This window comes from Afipia sp. GW823-FHT06G09 (assembly GCF_058794875.1).
On the sequence record NZ_JBXAHF010000002.1, the window covers coordinates 715,005 to 729,178 of the forward strand.

Below are 14,174 nucleotides of genomic sequence, written 5' to 3' on the forward strand. Positions count from 1 at the left end.
GAATCTGAAGTTCGCTTCGTGGAGACGCGATTTGCCGGAGAAGCCTATGAGCCTGTTTACCACGTGCCGCGCGCTCGTCTTCTCAATAGGCGCAATCTGCCTGCTGATTGCGCCCACCGTCGCACAGGATTCCAGACACGGATATTACACACCGCCTGCGATCGAAGCCGTTCGCCCGGTTACCGCAAAAAACGGCATGGTGGTTGCGCAGGAGCGCATCGCGGCCGGAATCGGCCGTGACGTTCTGGCGCGCGGCGGCAACGCGGTCGATGCCGCTGTCGCCACCGGATTCGCCATGGCCGTTACCTACCCGCGCGCGGGAAATATTGGCGGCGGCGGCTTCATGATGATTCACTTGGCAAACGGCAACGAAGATATCGCCATCGACTATCGTGAGAGCGCGCCGGCCGCAGCCACGCGCGACATGTTTCTGGGAGACGACGGCAAGCCCGACACCAAGAAGTCGCGCGATCAGGCGCTCGGCATTGGCGTGCCTGGCACTGTCGCGGGACTTGCGCTGGCGCTGGAAAAATATGGCTCCGGAAAATTCAGGCTCGCGGATCTGATCGCACCGGCCATCCCACTGGCGCGCGACGGGTTCGTGATCGCCGACGACACCGCCGACACGCTGCCAGACTGGCATCGGCGGCTCGCGAAATGGCCGTCGAGCACAAAAATCTTTTCGCGCGCCGATGGCACGTCGCTCCAACCGGGCGATCGTTTGGTGCAAAGGGATCTTGCGGCGACGCTGGAAGCGATTGCCGCTCAAGGCACGAGCGGCTTCTACGACGGACCGGTTGCCGAAAAGCTGGCCGCAGGCATTCAGGCCGCAGGCGGCATCATCACGCGCGACGACCTGAAAACCTATGAACCGATCGTCCGCGCGCCGGTGCGCGGCACCTATCGCGGCTTCGACATTGTATCCATGCCGCTGCCGTCGTCCGGCGGCACGGTGCTGATCGAAACGCTGAACATCCTAGAGGGTTACAGGCTGCGCGACATGGGCGCGGGTTCTGTCGATGCCCTGCACATTTCCATTGAAGCCATGAAGCGCGCCTATGCCGATCGCGCGCGCTATCTCGGCGATCCGGCTTTCGTCAATGCGCCGACGTTCCAGTTGATCGGAAAGGACTACGCCGCCAAGCAGCGCGCCACCATCGATCTTGCGAAGGCAACGCCCTGGAGCGAAGCGACCGCGGCGCCACCTCGCGAAGGCAGCAACACCACGCACTATTCCGTGGTCGACAAGGACGGCAACGCCGTCAGCAACACCTACACGCTGAATTTCAGCTACGGCGTCGGTCTCGTTGCAGACGGCACCGGCGTCCTGCTCAACAACGAGCTGGACGATTTCACCGCAGCTCCCGGCGCATCGAATGCGTACGGCCTCGTCGGTTTCGAGGCCAACCTGCCCGGCCCGGGCAAGCGGCCTTTGTCCTCGATGTCACCGACCATCGTTCTCAAGCACAGCAAGCCGGTGCTGGTGACGGGCTCGCCCGGCGGCAGCCGGATCATCTCGGCGGTGCTTCAGGTGATCCTCAATTCCATCGACTTCGAGATGAACGTCGCCTCGGCCGTATCGGCCCCACGGCTGCATCATCAATGGCTGCCCGACGAGGTCCGCGTCGAGCGCGGATTCCCTGAGGCGACACTTGCTGCGTTGCGTGAGCGTGGGCATCGCGTGATTGAACCGCTCGGACAGACCTCGGCCAACTCGATCGCCGTCACGCCCGATGGGCTGCTCGGCGCACCCGATCCGCGCACACGCGGAGCGGAAGCTGCCGGCTATTAGAGACATTCAGACTGCTTTTCCTCATTTGCCTGATGACAGGTAAAATGATCCGCGTAGAATTTGCCGCACAACAAAGAGCCTGAAGTCCTGTGCGTTGCGGCAAGCGCAGGGCACTAAACACGGCCGCGGATCTGGGGAGTATCCATGACGAACGTTCAGCCGTCAGGCGCGATTGAAGTCGCGCCCATCGAAGACACCAGCCTTCTTGCCTTCTACCGCGACATGAACACGCCGGAGCGGCGCACATTCTGGGCCTGCGCCTCGGGCTGGGCACTCGACGGCATGGATTTCATGATCTACCCGCTCGTCATCGGCACCATCATCACGATGTGGAAGGTCGATCCGGGCACAGCAGGTCTCGCCGGGACGGTCACGCTGCTGGCATCCGCCGTCGGCGGCTGGCTCGCCGGATATCTCTGCGACCGCATCGGCCGCGTGAAGACGCTGCAGATCACCATCATCTGGTTTTCGTTCTTCTCGCTGGTTTGCGCGTTCGTGCAGAACTTCGACCAGCTTCTGGTCGCGCGCGCCCTGCTCGGCCTCGGCTTCGGCGGCGAGTGGGCCGCAGGCGCGGTGCTGATGGGCGAAGCGATCCGTCCGCAGTATCGCGGCCGCGCCGTGGGCTCGGTACAGTCCGGCTGGGCCGTCGGCTGGGGTCTCGCCGTACTGTCGCAGGCTGTGCTGTTCTCCTATCTGCCGGCGGAAGTCGCATGGCGCTGGATGTTCGCGATCGGCGCCTTGCCCGCGCTGCTGGTGTTCTTTCTGCGCCGCTACGTGGAAGAACCCAAGGTCGCCGCTGAAACACTGGCGAAACAGAAGGTTTCCGGCGACCGCCCGGCACTCTGGGAAATTTTCTCAGGCTCCATCGCGAAGACCACGATCCTTGCCTCACTGGCGGCGACCGGCTGTCAGGGCGGCTACTACGCCATCACCTTCTGGGTGCCGCGCTTTCTCACCACCGAACGCAAGCTCTCGATTGTCAGCTCCACCGGGTATCTCGCGGCGCTGATCATCGGCTCGTTCGTCGGCTATCTGGTCGGCGCCTGGCTCGCCGACCGCATCGGACGGCGCAATCTGTTTCTGACCTTCTCGCTTGGCGCGATGGCCGTCGTTCTCGCCTATACTCAATTGCCGCTGACCAATGAGGTGCTGTGGCTGCTGGGTTTCCCCCTCGGCTTCTTCGCTTCGGGATACTTCTCCGGCATGGGCGCATTCCTGACGGAGCTTTATCCGACACGGCTGCGCGGATCGGGGCAAGGCTTCTGCTACAATTTCGGACGAGGCATCGGCGCGCTGTTTCCGTTCCTTGTCGGCTGGCTGTCCACATCGACATCGCTCGGAAATGCGATCTGCATTTTCGCGGTGCTAGCCTATGGGCTGTTCTTTCTGGCGGCGTTCGCCCTGCCGGAAACCCGCGGTCGAATTCTTCACGCCGACGCCTGATCCGATCGGCTCGGCAGCAAGGAAGGCCCCGGCATGTCCGGGGCCTCAGGCGCTGTCAGGGCCGCACCATCCCGATCCGGCCGGTTTTCTTCAAACTGTAATGGTTGCAGTGAGAATGGTTCTCCGGAACAGTAGCGACGGATGCCCCGGCGACGTCACCGGTATTCCGGCGATGCTACCCTGCTGAGGCGTCCAGACCAAGAAACGGCACACCGTCCCAACTGATCAAAAGGACCCAAATGCTTTCTCGCTTCAAGATTCGCTCTAAAGTTCTGAGCCTTCTTGTTTTGGCCGGTTCTTTGGTGCCTGTGTATTGCGCTCACTCTCAGACATTGAAGTCGGTCAAGGACCGCGGGACGCTGAATTGCGGGGTCAGTCAAGGCCTGCTCGGCTTTTCAAGCAAGGATGACAAGGATGCATGGTCCGGCTTTGACGTCGACTTTTGCCGTGCCGTGGCCGCCGCCATTTTCGATGATCCTGCGAAAGTAACCTTCGTCCCCCTCGATACGGCGTCTCGTTTTACTGCCCTCCAGAAGAATGAAATCGACGTGCTGTCGCGCGGCACGACCTGGACGCTGTCGCGGGAAGGTTCGCTCGGCGTGATGTTTGCCGCCGTCGCGTATTATGACGGTCAGGGCTTTCTCCTGCGCAGGGACGCCAAGATCGATACCGCACTGGAGCTTGGCGGGAAAACCGTTTGCGCCCTGGGCGGCACGACGACGGAGATGAATCTGGCGGACTACTTCCGGGCCAACACCATGGACCTGAAGGCGCTGACATTTCCGACCTCCGACGAGGCCTTGAAAGCCTATGACGACCGCAAGTGCGATGTCCTGACAAGCGATGTCTCGCAGCTCTATGCCCAGCGTCTCAAGCTCTCGTCGCCTGACAGTCACATCATCCTGCCCGAGGTGATTTCGAAGGAGCCGCTTGGGCCGGCCGTGCGCCAGGGCGACGATCAGTGGTTCAATCTGATCAAGTGGACGCTTTACTCCCTGATCAACGCTGAGGAACTCGGTGTTAAGTCGAAGTCGATTGACGATGCGATGAAGTCGCCGCAGCCCGACATCCGCAGGCTGGTCGGCACCGAAGGCGAATTCGGCGAGCAGCTCGGACTGACCAAAGACTGGACCGTTCGCGCTGTCCGGGCTGTCGGCAACTACGGCGAGATTTATGAAAGGAACGTGGGGACGCAGTCCAGACTCAGCATTCCACGCGGTCTGAACGCGCTTTGGACGCAGGGTGGAATCCAGTACGCGCCTCCGGTCAGATAGTTCTCAGATAGTTCATGGAGTGAGATCATGAACGTGGATTACTTCGCGTTGTTGTCAAAAGCCGTCGCGGGGAAGAATGCAGCGGCGCGCGACAGGATTTACGACGATGCACGCGCCCTCATCGAGAGATCCAACCTGGCACCCCAGGCCGCGGCGTCTCACGTCGCTGCGCTTGAGGATGCAGTCCGGCGCATCGAAAGCGATATCGCTGACGAATTCAGTGAAGAGCAATCTTCGGCAGCAGTCAGAACGCTGTCGCCGGGCGTGAACTGGGGCCGGATGGCTCTCATCGCGGGCGGAATCGTTGCCGTCATCGGCTTGTCCGTTTTCGCCTACGACTACATGGCAAGCAAGAAGCCCCGCGCCGCGACGGCACGCGGCAGCACCGATACCGTCATGGCGGATCTGAACCCCGGCGTCGATGGCGGCTCTTCGGCTGCGGACCTGCCTTTCGCATTTCAGCGTCAGGTCGTGTTTTACCGGACCACCATCATTCCCGGATCCATCGTTGTCGACCGGGAAAACCGCTTCCTCTATCTCATCGACTCAAACAATTCGGCTCGTCGCTACGGCATCGGAATCGCACAGGAGTGCCTGAAATCGGGAACACTCTATCGCGTCACGAACAAGCTCGAATGGCCCGAATGGACACCCTCAAGCGCCAGCGTCGCAAAGGATGTCGCGGCGCTCCGCCCGATGGCCGGCGGTCCCGGAAATCCTTTTGGCGCCCGCGCACTTGTCACCGACAGGCCGAGCCTTCTCATTCACGGAACGAACTCGCCCAAAACCATCGGACATCTCGTCTCGTCCGGGTGCATTCGGCTCGTGAACGATGACGTTGAGGACCTCTATCGCCGCGTCTCGCTGGAGGCCCGGGTTATCTTCGTCAGCTAACAATCTCAGAGGCTGGCAAGGTGCAACTCATCGGAGACTAGTTGTCGAAACCCACGAACACCGTGGCTTCTTCCACTGACTTTCGCTCAGACACCACCGCATTTGCCGGGAAAGTTTCATCCGGCCATCCCAGTGCGATGCTTTTCATGATGACCTGATCGTCGGCTATGCCGGCATGTTCACGCACCACGGGCGACTGCATGATGCCCTGACTGTTGATCACCGCGCCAAGTCCGCGAGACCAGGCGGCATTGACCAGAGCGGTCGCCACAGCGCCGCAATCGAAGGGCGTATCGTCGCTGCCGTCCAGAATGCGGTCATACGTCACGATGATGCACACAGGCGCATCGAATTGACGGAAGCCGCGCAGAACCCAGTCCTGGCGCATGTCCTTGTCATCGCGCGCGATGCCCATTGCGGAGAACAGTTGCTTGGCAACGCCAACCTGCCTGTCGCGGTGTGGGCCGGTAAAAGCCTGACCCGTGCGGAACTCGCGCGACTGCGGCACGCCTGCCACCATCCGTTCCGTATTTCCGGCACGGATTCGATTCAGCGGTTCGCCGGTGATGACGTAAAAATTCCAGGGCTGAGTATTCATCGATGACGGCGCGCGCATCGCCAAACCGATGATTTCCTCGATCAGCGCTTTTGGCACGGGATCCGGTTTGTACCCGCGGATGCTGCGGCGGCCGAGAATAACGTCATCAAACTTCATTGGTCTGGAATTCCTTTGGATGATACCTGAGGTTGGCTGGATATTTGCGGTTCGTCGGCCTTCGTGCAAGACGGGAGGCGTCAACAGGCAGGCGGTATGTTCGCTTTTTTGCGCAAGGCAGATCTGCCGATGCCGAGAGCTCCGAGGAGAAGCCGATATGCAAGCGAAAGACCGTGATGCCGAAGCTCGGCCATGTCCGGGCCCTCCGCCGGAGCAGCGCACCGGTTCTCGTTTTCAAGTCCCCCGCGGTGCTGTCGATACTCACGCGCACGTCATCGGTCTCCCGCCAGACTATCCGTTCGTCGCAGCGCGCAGTTACACGCCGCCGGAAGCCACCGCGCGCGATTACATCACCATGCTGGATGCCATCGGCATGACCTACGGCGTACTCACGCAGGTCAGCGTGCACGGCACCGACAATCGCCTGATGGTGGATACGCTGCGCGCGCACCGTCAGCGCCTGCGGGGCATCGCGGTGATTCCGCTGGACTGTGCCGAGAAGGACCGTGCCGCGCTGAAGGACGCCGGCGTGGTCGGCTTGCGCATCAATGTGCTGTACGGCGGCGGCATCGGCTTCGAACAGGTCGAGAGCTATGCATCCTTGTGCCGCGAGATGGGCTGGCACCTGCAATTCCTCGTCGATGCACGGCAGTTGCCGGAGCTTGCGCCGCGCCTGTCGAAACTGCCGGTGCCATTCCTGATCGATCACATGGGACACTTTCCGACAAGCCGCGGAATCGAGAACGAAGGATTCCGGACGCTGGTGTCGCTGGTGCGCGACGGCGCATGGGTGCGATTGTCAGGCGCCTATCGCAACACCGTCGAGGGTCCGCCCTATCGCGACACGACTCCGTTCGCGCATAATCTTGTGGCTGCCGCGCCCGACCGCTGTGTCTGGGGATCGGACTGGCCGCATGTCGCCAACTGGGGCGTGATGATGGGCGTGTCGGACCTGCTCGATCTCCTGGCGGATTGGGTGCCGGACAGCAATCTGCGCAACCGCATTCTGGTCGATAATCCGCAGCGGCTGTTTGGATTTCCGGCGGTGACCTAGCGCCCGATCTGATACGGCCCGCCTTTTTCCAGAGCACGCTTGTAGGCCGGACGCGCGTGGATGCGTTGCAGCCATGCCCATGCCTTCGGCGAACTCTCATCAAGACCCGCGCGTGCGGAAGCGGCTTCCAGCGGAAAGCTCATCTGGATGTCGGCGGCGGTGAAATCATTGCCCGCGAACCATTCGCTCTTGCCGAGTTCGCCTTCCCAGAACGCGATGTGCTGCTTGAGCTGCGGGTTGACCAGCGTGTTGAGCATCTTGCCGAACACCGGCATCAGCAGCGGCCGCATCAATGCCGGCGCGCGCCTCGGTGCCAGCGTGAACAGCAGCTTCTGCAAAAGCAACGGCATTGCCGAGCCTTCGGCGTAATGCAGCCAGTAGGTATAGCGCAGCCGCTCCGGCGTTTTCGGCGGCGGGATCAGGCGGCCATTGCCATAGGTATCGATGATGTATTCGACGATCGCACCGGACTCCGCGATGGTGTTGCCGCCGTCGGTGATGACCGGCGACTTTCCCAGCGGATGGATCGCACGCAGCTCCTTCGGCGCCAGCATCGACGGCTGGCGCTGATAGCGCACGATTTCATACGGCACCTCGAGTTCTTCCAGCAGCCAGAGCACGCGCTGCGAACGGGAGTTATTCAGGTGATGAACTGTGAGCATGAGGCGCCGGTCATGGTTCGTTGCGGGGCATCAGTGGTGACAGCCTGTTTCCGGAAAGTCGAGATGGAATTTTACCCGGATATATTGACAGACCATTTTTACCCGGGTAAATACTTCAGCCAATGAGTCTTGAGGACAAGCCATGCATCCCCTTCCCGCCGTCATGATCGCCTTTGAGGGCAACCGATGCCTTGGTCTGGGCGACCCTCAGCTTGTCGCAGCAAAAGCCAAACAGGCTCTGGAGAAGAATGGCGATGCACGCCTTTTGATTTTCGACGCAGCGACCAGCCGGCCCGCCGAGGTCGATCTGCGCGGATCGCTTGCCGAAGTGCAGAAGCGTGTCGCGCGCCGCACACCTGCTCAGGACCATGAAGCGGCAGAAGAAGCTGCGCCGCGCGGACCGGGCCGGCCGAGGCTTGGGGTCGTCGCGCGCGAAATCACCTTGTTGCCGCGGCACTGGGAATGGCTGTCGCTCCAGCCGGGGGGCGCGTCGGTCGCGATCCGCAAACTCGTCGAAGAAGCGCGGCGAGCAAATGCGGCCAGGGATCGCGCGCGCGAGGGGCAGGAATCGCTGCACCGGTTCATGACGGCGATGGCCGGGGACCAGCCGCATTATGAAGACGCGCTACGCGCGCTCTATGCGGGCGACCAGCCACGCTTCGATATTTCGATTTCCAGATGGCCCGCCGATGTGCGCGATCATGTCAGACGGCTGGCGGCCATCGCATTCGAGACCGCTTAGCAACCTCGTATCAATCGAGGATCTGCTGTTCGATCGAAGGCAATGCGAGCTTTGACTGGTCAGCGCCTGGTCCCGGATGCACGTGCACTTCCTTTGCGGAGAGCGGCTCGTTGCAGACCGAGCACGTCATCACCGGATCGAAGTGATGACCGCAGCTCTTGTGCTGATGAAGCACTGGCCGTCCGCGTTCGTCCGCCATGTGAACATCGCCCCAATGGACGATCGCCATCATGATCGGATGCAGTTCAAGACCCTTCTGCGTCAGGATGTACTCGTAACGCTTCGGGCGCTCCTGATAGACGACGCGGCGAAGAACGCCCTGACGTACGAGCTTCCTGAGACGCTCGGCCAGCAGGTGCCGCGTGATGCCGAGCCGCGACTGAAATTCATCGAACCGCCGGATGCGGCGGAAACAATCGCGCAAAATCAACAGCGTCCAGCGATCGCCGATGACGGACACCGTGCGCGCTACCGAACAGGCCTCGTCTTCAAGGGATTCCCACTTCATACCGCATCTCCGCGATGATCGGTCGTCCATTCCGATTTGATATTTACTATACCTCCATCGTGGATGGATTTGAAGCCTGGTGTTTGTGCATCGCAACACATTGCACTCAGATCACTTCTCATTGACAGTTCTATATTAGAACTCTATTGGTCGAAGCAAGAGAGATCCGGATCAGAACCGGCACGCGCTTCAAACAGCGAAAAATCAGACCAAAGGGAGACGAACCGATGCTGAGGAGAACCGCACTCAAGGCCACCGTGGCGGCCCTGTTGCTTGCCGGGCTGTCCGCTCCGGTCGCAGCAGCCGACGCGCCAGGGGTGACGGCAACCGAGATCAAGGTCGGAGCAGTCTTTCCCTTCAGCGGCCCGGCCTCGGCGCTGGGCGCGGTCGGAAAGGCGCTGATCGCCTATGTCAACGTCCTCAACGAACAGGGCGGCGTGAACGGGCGCAAGATCAATCTGATCGCGATGGACGATTCCTACAGCCCTCCGAAAGCTGTCGAGCACACCCGCAAGCTGGTGGAATCCGACGAAGTCGCCTTCATGTTCTCGACTCTCGGAACGCCGAGCAATCTGGCCATCGCGAAGTATCTCGCCGCAAAGAAAATTCCGCAGGCCTTCATCGTCACCGGCGCGACGCGTTTCACGGATTACAATGAATACCCGATGATCACCACAGGGCTGCCGAGCTACGACACCGAGTCGCGGGCCTATGCGCGTTATCTCGCCAAGGAAATGCCTAACGCCAAGATCGCCATCCTTTACCAGAACGACGATCTGGGTAAGGACTTCATCGCGGGCTTCAAATCCGAACTGAAAGAGGCTTTCGACAGCAAGGTCGTGACCTCGAGCTATGAAGTCAGCCAACCCACCATCGATTCGCAGATCGTGTCGCTGAAGAGCACCGGCGCGACCGTGATGCTGTTCGCAGGCACACCGAAATTCGCGGCGCAGGCGATCCGCAAGACTCACGAATCCGGCTGGAAGCCGCTGTTCATCACCAACCTGATCTCGAGTTCGATCGCCGCGGTCCTTGCGCCTGCAGGCCTCGATATCTCAACCGGCGTGATGACCGCGACCTATCGCAAAGATCCGGACGATCCGAAATGGGCCGGCGACAAGGGCGTCCAGATGTACCGCGCGTTCATGGAAAAGAACATGCCGGGCGCGGATCTGGCCGACAGCAACTACTTCACCGGCCTGCACCAGGGCGTCATTCTGGAAACAGTGCTCAAGCAGTGCGGCAATGATCTGTCGCGCGAGAACATCCTCAAGCAGACCCGCAACATCAAGGGGCTTGCACTGCCGATGTCGCTGCCCGGAATCGTCGTCAACACCAGCGCCACCAACAACAAGATGTACACCCAGCTCAATCTTCAGCGATGGAACGGCAAGGCGTGGGATCTGGTCGGCGGCCTGATCAACGACGACGCGAAGTGATAATCTGAATGGCGCGGCAGAGCCTGCCGCACCGCGACAACAGCAAACCCTCTGTTAACAGGAGACGGACCTTGGCCAAGAGAAATGCGACCGTGGCGGTCATCGGCGCCGGCGACTATATCGGCGCCGAGATTGCGAAGAAGTTTGCCTCTGAAGGCTTCACGGTATTCGCCGGCCGCCGTAACGGCGACAAGCTTGCACCGCTGGTGAAGGAAATCGAGGCCGCAGGCGGAGAGATCCACGCCCGCTCGCTCGATGCGCGCAAGGAAGAGGAGATCGTCTCCTTCATCACGGATGCTGACAAGCATGCGCCGCTCGAAGTCTGCATCTTCAACATCGGCGCCAACGTCAATTTCCCAATTCTCGACACCACCGAACGCGTCTTCCGCAAGGTGTGGGAAATGGCCTGCTACTCCGGCTTCCTGGCCGGACGCGAAGCTGCGCGGGTCATGCTGCCGCGCGGCAAGGGCAACATCTTCTTCACCGGCGCCACCGCCAGCCTTCGCGGCGGATCCGGCTACGCTGCCTTTGCCAGCGCCAAATTCGGCCTGCGCGCCGTGGCGCAAGCGACCGCGCGCGAACTCGGACCGCAGAACATCCACGTCGCTCACCTCATCATCGATTCCGGCGTGAATACCGAATGGGTCCGTCAGCGGCGCATCGAGGCCAATGGCCCCGGCGCGCTGGACAATCCCGACCTGCTGATGCCGCCGTCGTCGGTCGCGGAATCCTACTGGCTGCTCTACCAGCAGCCGCGCAGCGCCTGGACATTCGAACTCGAGATCCGTCCGTTCGGCGAGAAATGGTAAGCGCATAGCTGCCGAGCATCACGCCGGCGTGAGCCCTGCTTGCGCCGGCGCTGTCATTTGAGCAAGGTTCGCGCGCTTATCGATTGGGCCTGAGCCAACCCGAAAACCTTTTTCCACTTTTCGGGACCTACCCAACACTCAAAAGAAGTGGATCTGATTATGCGCATACTCGTTATCGGCGCCGGCGCGACAGGCGGATACTTCGGCGGCAGACTTTTGCAGGCAGGCCGCGATGTGACGTTTCTGGTGCGTCCGAAGCGGGCCGAGCTATTGGCCAAGAACGGCCTCGTCATCAAAAGCCCGGTCGGCGACGTCACGCTGAAGAACCCGCCGACCATTCTGGCCGAAAAGATCACGACGCCATTCGACGTCATCATCCTGAGCTGCAAGGCTTACGACCTCGACAGCGCGATTGCATCCTTCGCCGCCGGCGTCGGGCCGGACACCGCGATCATTCCCTTCCTCAATGGCATGAAGCATCTCGACGTGCTCGATGCGAAGTTCGGCATCGACCGCGTCATGGGCGGACAATGCCAGGTCGCGGCGATGCTCGACGCCGACGGCGTCATCCATCAGCTTACGCCGATGCACGCGATGTCCTTCGGCGAGCGCGGCACGCCGAAAGGCGATCGCGCCAAGCGCATCGAGACGACGCTGCAGGGCGCAATGTTCGACGCCAAGGCCAGCGATGTCATCACGCAGGAAATGTACGAGAAGTGGGTGTTCCTCGCCACGCTGGCGGGCGCCACATCCCTGATGCGGGCGCCGGCCGGACATATCACCGCTGCGCCGGGCGGCGAACAGTTCATCCGCGCCCTTCGCGCGGAGATCGCCTCGGTGGCCGAAGCGGCAGGTTATGCGCCGCGCGCCGAGTTTCTGGAGCGCACAGGCGGCCTGCTGTTCGCACCGGGATCGCAGATGACGGCATCGATGCTGCGCGATATCCGCAGCAATGCGCGGATCGAAGCCGACCAGATCATCGGCGATCTGATCCACCGCGCTGAGACTAACAAGAAGGGTGCGCTGAACGTGCCGCTGCTGCGCATCGTCTACACCCATTTGAAAGCTTACGAATCGCAGCTGGCGTAAGTGTCAGCGTCCTTGGATCACCAAAGCAAAAGGCCGGGTCAAACCCGGCCTTTTTTCTTGTTATCGTTGCTCATTTCAAGGCAAGCGGCTTTTCCTCATCGAGGAAGTTCATCAGCTCGCGGAAGAACTGCATGCGGTTCTTTTCCATCATCACCGTGTGGGTGCCTTCGCTGATCTCGATCAGCCGCCAGTACGGCGCGTTCTTGAGTTGCTTGACGTAGTTCTGCGCGAGATAGCTCGGCAGATCGGCATCCCATTCGGCATGCAGCACAATCACTGGCACCGTGATCTTGCCGGGATCGAACAGCGCCTTGCCGGCCCCCCAGTAGAGCTGGGTGTCTTCCACCACACCGTTCGGTGCCCGCAACATGCCGGGATTTTTCGTCACCGAATCCGGATCCGTGGCCCAGGTCGCTTTGGCCCACGCGTCGAACACGCCGGGCGGAACGAGATCGGCCTTCTTGTTGTCCGGCACGTCCTTCAGCCAGCGTTCCTTGGCCGAATCCTTCGAGACAAGACGATACGCGCCAAGCTTCGGCCACTGCGCCGGCGGCGGTTCGGTGCGAATCCACTGCGGCGCGTAGAGCACGAGGCGGTTGACCTTGGCGTTGTTCTCACTGGTGTAGAGACCGACCGTCGATGTGCCCCACGACCAGCCCATCACATTGATCTTGGAGACGCCGCGCTTCTTGAGAATGTAATCCACCGCCGTGCCGAAATCCTTCGCGGCCACGCGCGTCTGGACGATGGGCTTGTTGTCGCCGGGCGGCTGGCTCATTTCCGGGGGCCGCGACGAGCGGCCATAACCGCGGATATCCACCAGATAGACGTCGTAGCCGCGCGCCGCGATCAGATCCATCATCGACTTGCCTTCGATCGGCAGATCGAACGCGGTCTCGGACGGATAGGTCGCGCCGTGGACATAAAGCAGAATTTTCTCAGGTGCGAATTTTTTCTGGCCCGCTGGATGCTTGTTGCGCACGAACAACTGGATGCCGGCATCGCCGGTCGGAATCATGGTGTCCGACGTCTCGAGCCTGACGTCTTTTGCCTGCGCGCTCACGCTGGCAAAGATTGCCACGGTGGAAAGACACGCCAAAGCAATTCGGGAAAATCTGCCGATCATCGAATCCTCCTGCGGACTTTATGTTTGAGCTTGTCACCCGGGCGATGGTCCGCTCTGCCTGAGCGAAGCGATGCTAGGCAGATTTCTTCTCGGTGAGTAGCGGCGGGTTTGCCGAGGCTGGTCTCCGGCAGGCGATGACAGCCAGAAACGACAAAGCCGCCTTGCGGCGGCTTGTCATTCGACGGCAACGATCCTGTCGTAACTGTCGGCCAAGATTCTCAATCGAGAATTTCTGGAGCGGGCGAAGGGATTCGAACCCTCGACCCCGACCTTGGCAAGGTCGTGCTCTACCCCTGAGCTACACCCGCATCAGAATTGGCGGGGCGCAAAGCGCGCCGCCGGGCAAACCTATGCCAAATGCCGCCATGCAATGCAACAGGGCTAATTCTTTATTCCGCATGCCCGGTTCCGGCGATTTCGGGCCAAATCGATGTTTCACGCGCCTTTGCGGCCTATCGCCCGATTGAAAATCCACCAAAAGGCCTCCATCTGTGGCTTTGCGCCGTTTCCGCCCTGACGCCCACCCGGGCCGTGCGGAAATTTGCGCCTTCTGCATATCGGCCATTTTCACTGCGGCGGATCGAAACTGCCGGAAAATGCCCCGATCATGCTAGAAGCGGCTTTCTT

At 61.0% G+C, this 14,174-nt stretch carries 13 protein-coding genes and 1 tRNA gene; 9 read left to right on the forward strand and 5 right to left on the reverse strand.

Features of this window, described 5'->3' with window-relative positions:
- Positions 1-46 precede the first annotated feature (46 nt).
- The 4 genes from ggt (at position 47) to AC1Q67_RS11040 (ending at position 5,403) form a co-directional block, all read left to right on the forward strand.
- Positions 47-1,792: a gamma-glutamyltransferase gene (ggt, locus tag AC1Q67_RS11025; protein WP_492234098.1), complete on the forward strand. Its 1,746-nt coding sequence runs from the start codon at positions 47-49 to the stop codon at positions 1,790-1,792.
- Between the two features lie 144 nt (positions 1,793-1,936).
- Positions 1,937-3,235 carry an MFS transporter gene (locus tag AC1Q67_RS11030; RefSeq protein ID WP_492234097.1) on the forward strand — a complete coding sequence of 433 codons (1,299 nt, stop codon included), beginning with the start codon at positions 1,937-1,939 and terminating at the stop codon, positions 3,233-3,235.
- A gap of 257 nt (positions 3,236-3,492) precedes the next feature.
- Complete coding sequence (locus AC1Q67_RS11035) at positions 3,493-4,509, forward strand: amino acid ABC transporter substrate-binding protein (RefSeq protein WP_492235665.1); 1,017 nt, start codon at positions 3,493-3,495, stop codon at positions 4,507-4,509.
- 27 nt (positions 4,510-4,536) lie between these two features.
- Positions 4,537-5,403 carry a L,D-transpeptidase gene (locus AC1Q67_RS11040; RefSeq protein ID WP_492234096.1) on the forward strand — a complete coding sequence of 289 codons (867 nt, stop codon included), beginning with the start codon at positions 4,537-4,539 and terminating at the stop codon, positions 5,401-5,403.
- Between the two features lie 37 nt (positions 5,404-5,440).
- Here the strand turns inward: AC1Q67_RS11040 and AC1Q67_RS11045 are convergent, their stop codons facing one another.
- A complete protein-coding gene (locus AC1Q67_RS11045) occupies positions 5,441-6,118 on the reverse strand; it encodes a nitroreductase (protein ID WP_024576828.1) in 678 nt (225 codons plus the stop codon).
- Between the two features lie 157 nt (positions 6,119-6,275).
- Here AC1Q67_RS11045 and AC1Q67_RS11050 point away from each other — a divergent pair, with 157 nt between their 5' ends.
- Complete coding sequence (locus AC1Q67_RS11050; RefSeq protein WP_492234095.1) at positions 6,276-7,172, forward strand: amidohydrolase family protein; 897 nt, start codon at positions 6,276-6,278, stop codon at positions 7,170-7,172.
- On the opposite strand, the gene AC1Q67_RS11055 is transcribed toward AC1Q67_RS11050, so the two are convergent.
- Positions 7,169-7,834 (reverse strand): glutathione S-transferase family protein, encoded by a 666-nt coding sequence (locus AC1Q67_RS11055; protein ID WP_492234094.1) that lies wholly within the window; start codon positions 7,832-7,834, stop codon positions 7,169-7,171. The two genes, AC1Q67_RS11050 and AC1Q67_RS11055, sit on opposite strands and share 4 nt — an antisense overlap.
- Positions 7,835-7,976: 142 nt before the next feature.
- Between AC1Q67_RS11055 and AC1Q67_RS11060 the strand changes: the two genes are divergently transcribed.
- On the forward strand, positions 7,977-8,576 hold the full coding sequence (locus AC1Q67_RS11060) for a DUF2239 family protein (RefSeq protein WP_492234093.1): 600 nt from the start codon (positions 7,977-7,979) through the stop codon (positions 8,574-8,576).
- 10 nt (positions 8,577-8,586) lie between these two features.
- Here the strand turns inward: AC1Q67_RS11060 and AC1Q67_RS11065 are convergent, their stop codons facing one another.
- Positions 8,587-9,084 carry a winged helix-turn-helix transcriptional regulator gene (locus tag AC1Q67_RS11065; RefSeq protein ID WP_492234092.1) on the reverse strand — a complete coding sequence of 166 codons (498 nt, stop codon included), beginning with the start codon at positions 9,082-9,084 and terminating at the stop codon, positions 8,587-8,589.
- A 227-nt stretch (positions 9,085-9,311) separates the two neighbouring features.
- Here AC1Q67_RS11065 and AC1Q67_RS11070 point away from each other — a divergent pair, with 227 nt between their 5' ends.
- From AC1Q67_RS11070 to panE, 3 genes are all read left to right on the forward strand, one after another.
- Complete coding sequence (locus tag AC1Q67_RS11070; protein WP_492234091.1) at positions 9,312-10,523, forward strand: ABC transporter substrate-binding protein; 1,212 nt, start codon at positions 9,312-9,314, stop codon at positions 10,521-10,523.
- A gap of 71 nt (positions 10,524-10,594) precedes the next feature.
- Complete coding sequence (locus AC1Q67_RS11075; RefSeq protein ID WP_492234090.1) at positions 10,595-11,332, forward strand: SDR family oxidoreductase; 738 nt, start codon at positions 10,595-10,597, stop codon at positions 11,330-11,332.
- A 159-nt stretch (positions 11,333-11,491) separates the two neighbouring features.
- A complete protein-coding gene (panE, locus tag AC1Q67_RS11080; RefSeq protein WP_492234089.1) occupies positions 11,492-12,421 on the forward strand; it encodes a 2-dehydropantoate 2-reductase in 930 nt (309 codons plus the stop codon).
- Positions 12,422-12,491: 70 nt separating this feature from the next.
- On the opposite strand, the gene AC1Q67_RS11085 is transcribed toward panE, so the two are convergent.
- On the reverse strand, positions 12,492-13,547 hold the full coding sequence (locus AC1Q67_RS11085; protein ID WP_492234088.1) for an alpha/beta hydrolase: 1,056 nt from the start codon (positions 13,545-13,547) through the stop codon (positions 12,492-12,494).
- Positions 13,548-13,780: 233 nt separating this feature from the next.
- Positions 13,781-13,855, reverse strand: a tRNA-Gly gene (locus AC1Q67_RS11090).
- Positions 13,856-14,174: the final 319 nt, after the last annotated feature.

Coding starts and splice junctions, on each gene's coding strand:
- panE (WP_492234089.1), top strand. CDS start 11,492: ATGCGCATACTCGTTATCGGCGCCGGCGCGACAGGCGGATACTTCGGC.
- AC1Q67_RS11060 (WP_492234093.1), top strand. CDS start 7,977: ATGCATCCCCTTCCCGCCGTCATGATCGCCTTTGAGGGCAACCGATGC.
- AC1Q67_RS11030 (WP_492234097.1), top strand. CDS start 1,937: ATGACGAACGTTCAGCCGTCAGGCGCGATTGAAGTCGCGCCCATCGAA.
- AC1Q67_RS11050 (WP_492234095.1), top strand. CDS start 6,276: ATGCAAGCGAAAGACCGTGATGCCGAAGCTCGGCCATGTCCGGGCCCT.
- AC1Q67_RS11045 (WP_024576828.1), bottom strand. CDS start 6,118: ATGAAGTTTGATGACGTTATTCTCGGCCGCCGCAGCATCCGCGGGTAC.
- AC1Q67_RS11055 (WP_492234094.1), bottom strand. CDS start 7,834: ATGCTCACAGTTCATCACCTGAATAACTCCCGTTCGCAGCGCGTGCTC.
- AC1Q67_RS11040 (WP_492234096.1), top strand. CDS start 4,537: ATGAACGTGGATTACTTCGCGTTGTTGTCAAAAGCCGTCGCGGGGAAG.
- AC1Q67_RS11065 (WP_492234092.1), bottom strand. CDS start 9,084: ATGAAGTGGGAATCCCTTGAAGACGAGGCCTGTTCGGTAGCGCGCACG.
- AC1Q67_RS11085 (WP_492234088.1), bottom strand. CDS start 13,547: ATGATCGGCAGATTTTCCCGAATTGCTTTGGCGTGTCTTTCCACCGTG.
- ggt (WP_492234098.1), top strand. CDS start 47: ATGAGCCTGTTTACCACGTGCCGCGCGCTCGTCTTCTCAATAGGCGCA.
- AC1Q67_RS11070 (WP_492234091.1), top strand. CDS start 9,312: ATGCTGAGGAGAACCGCACTCAAGGCCACCGTGGCGGCCCTGTTGCTT.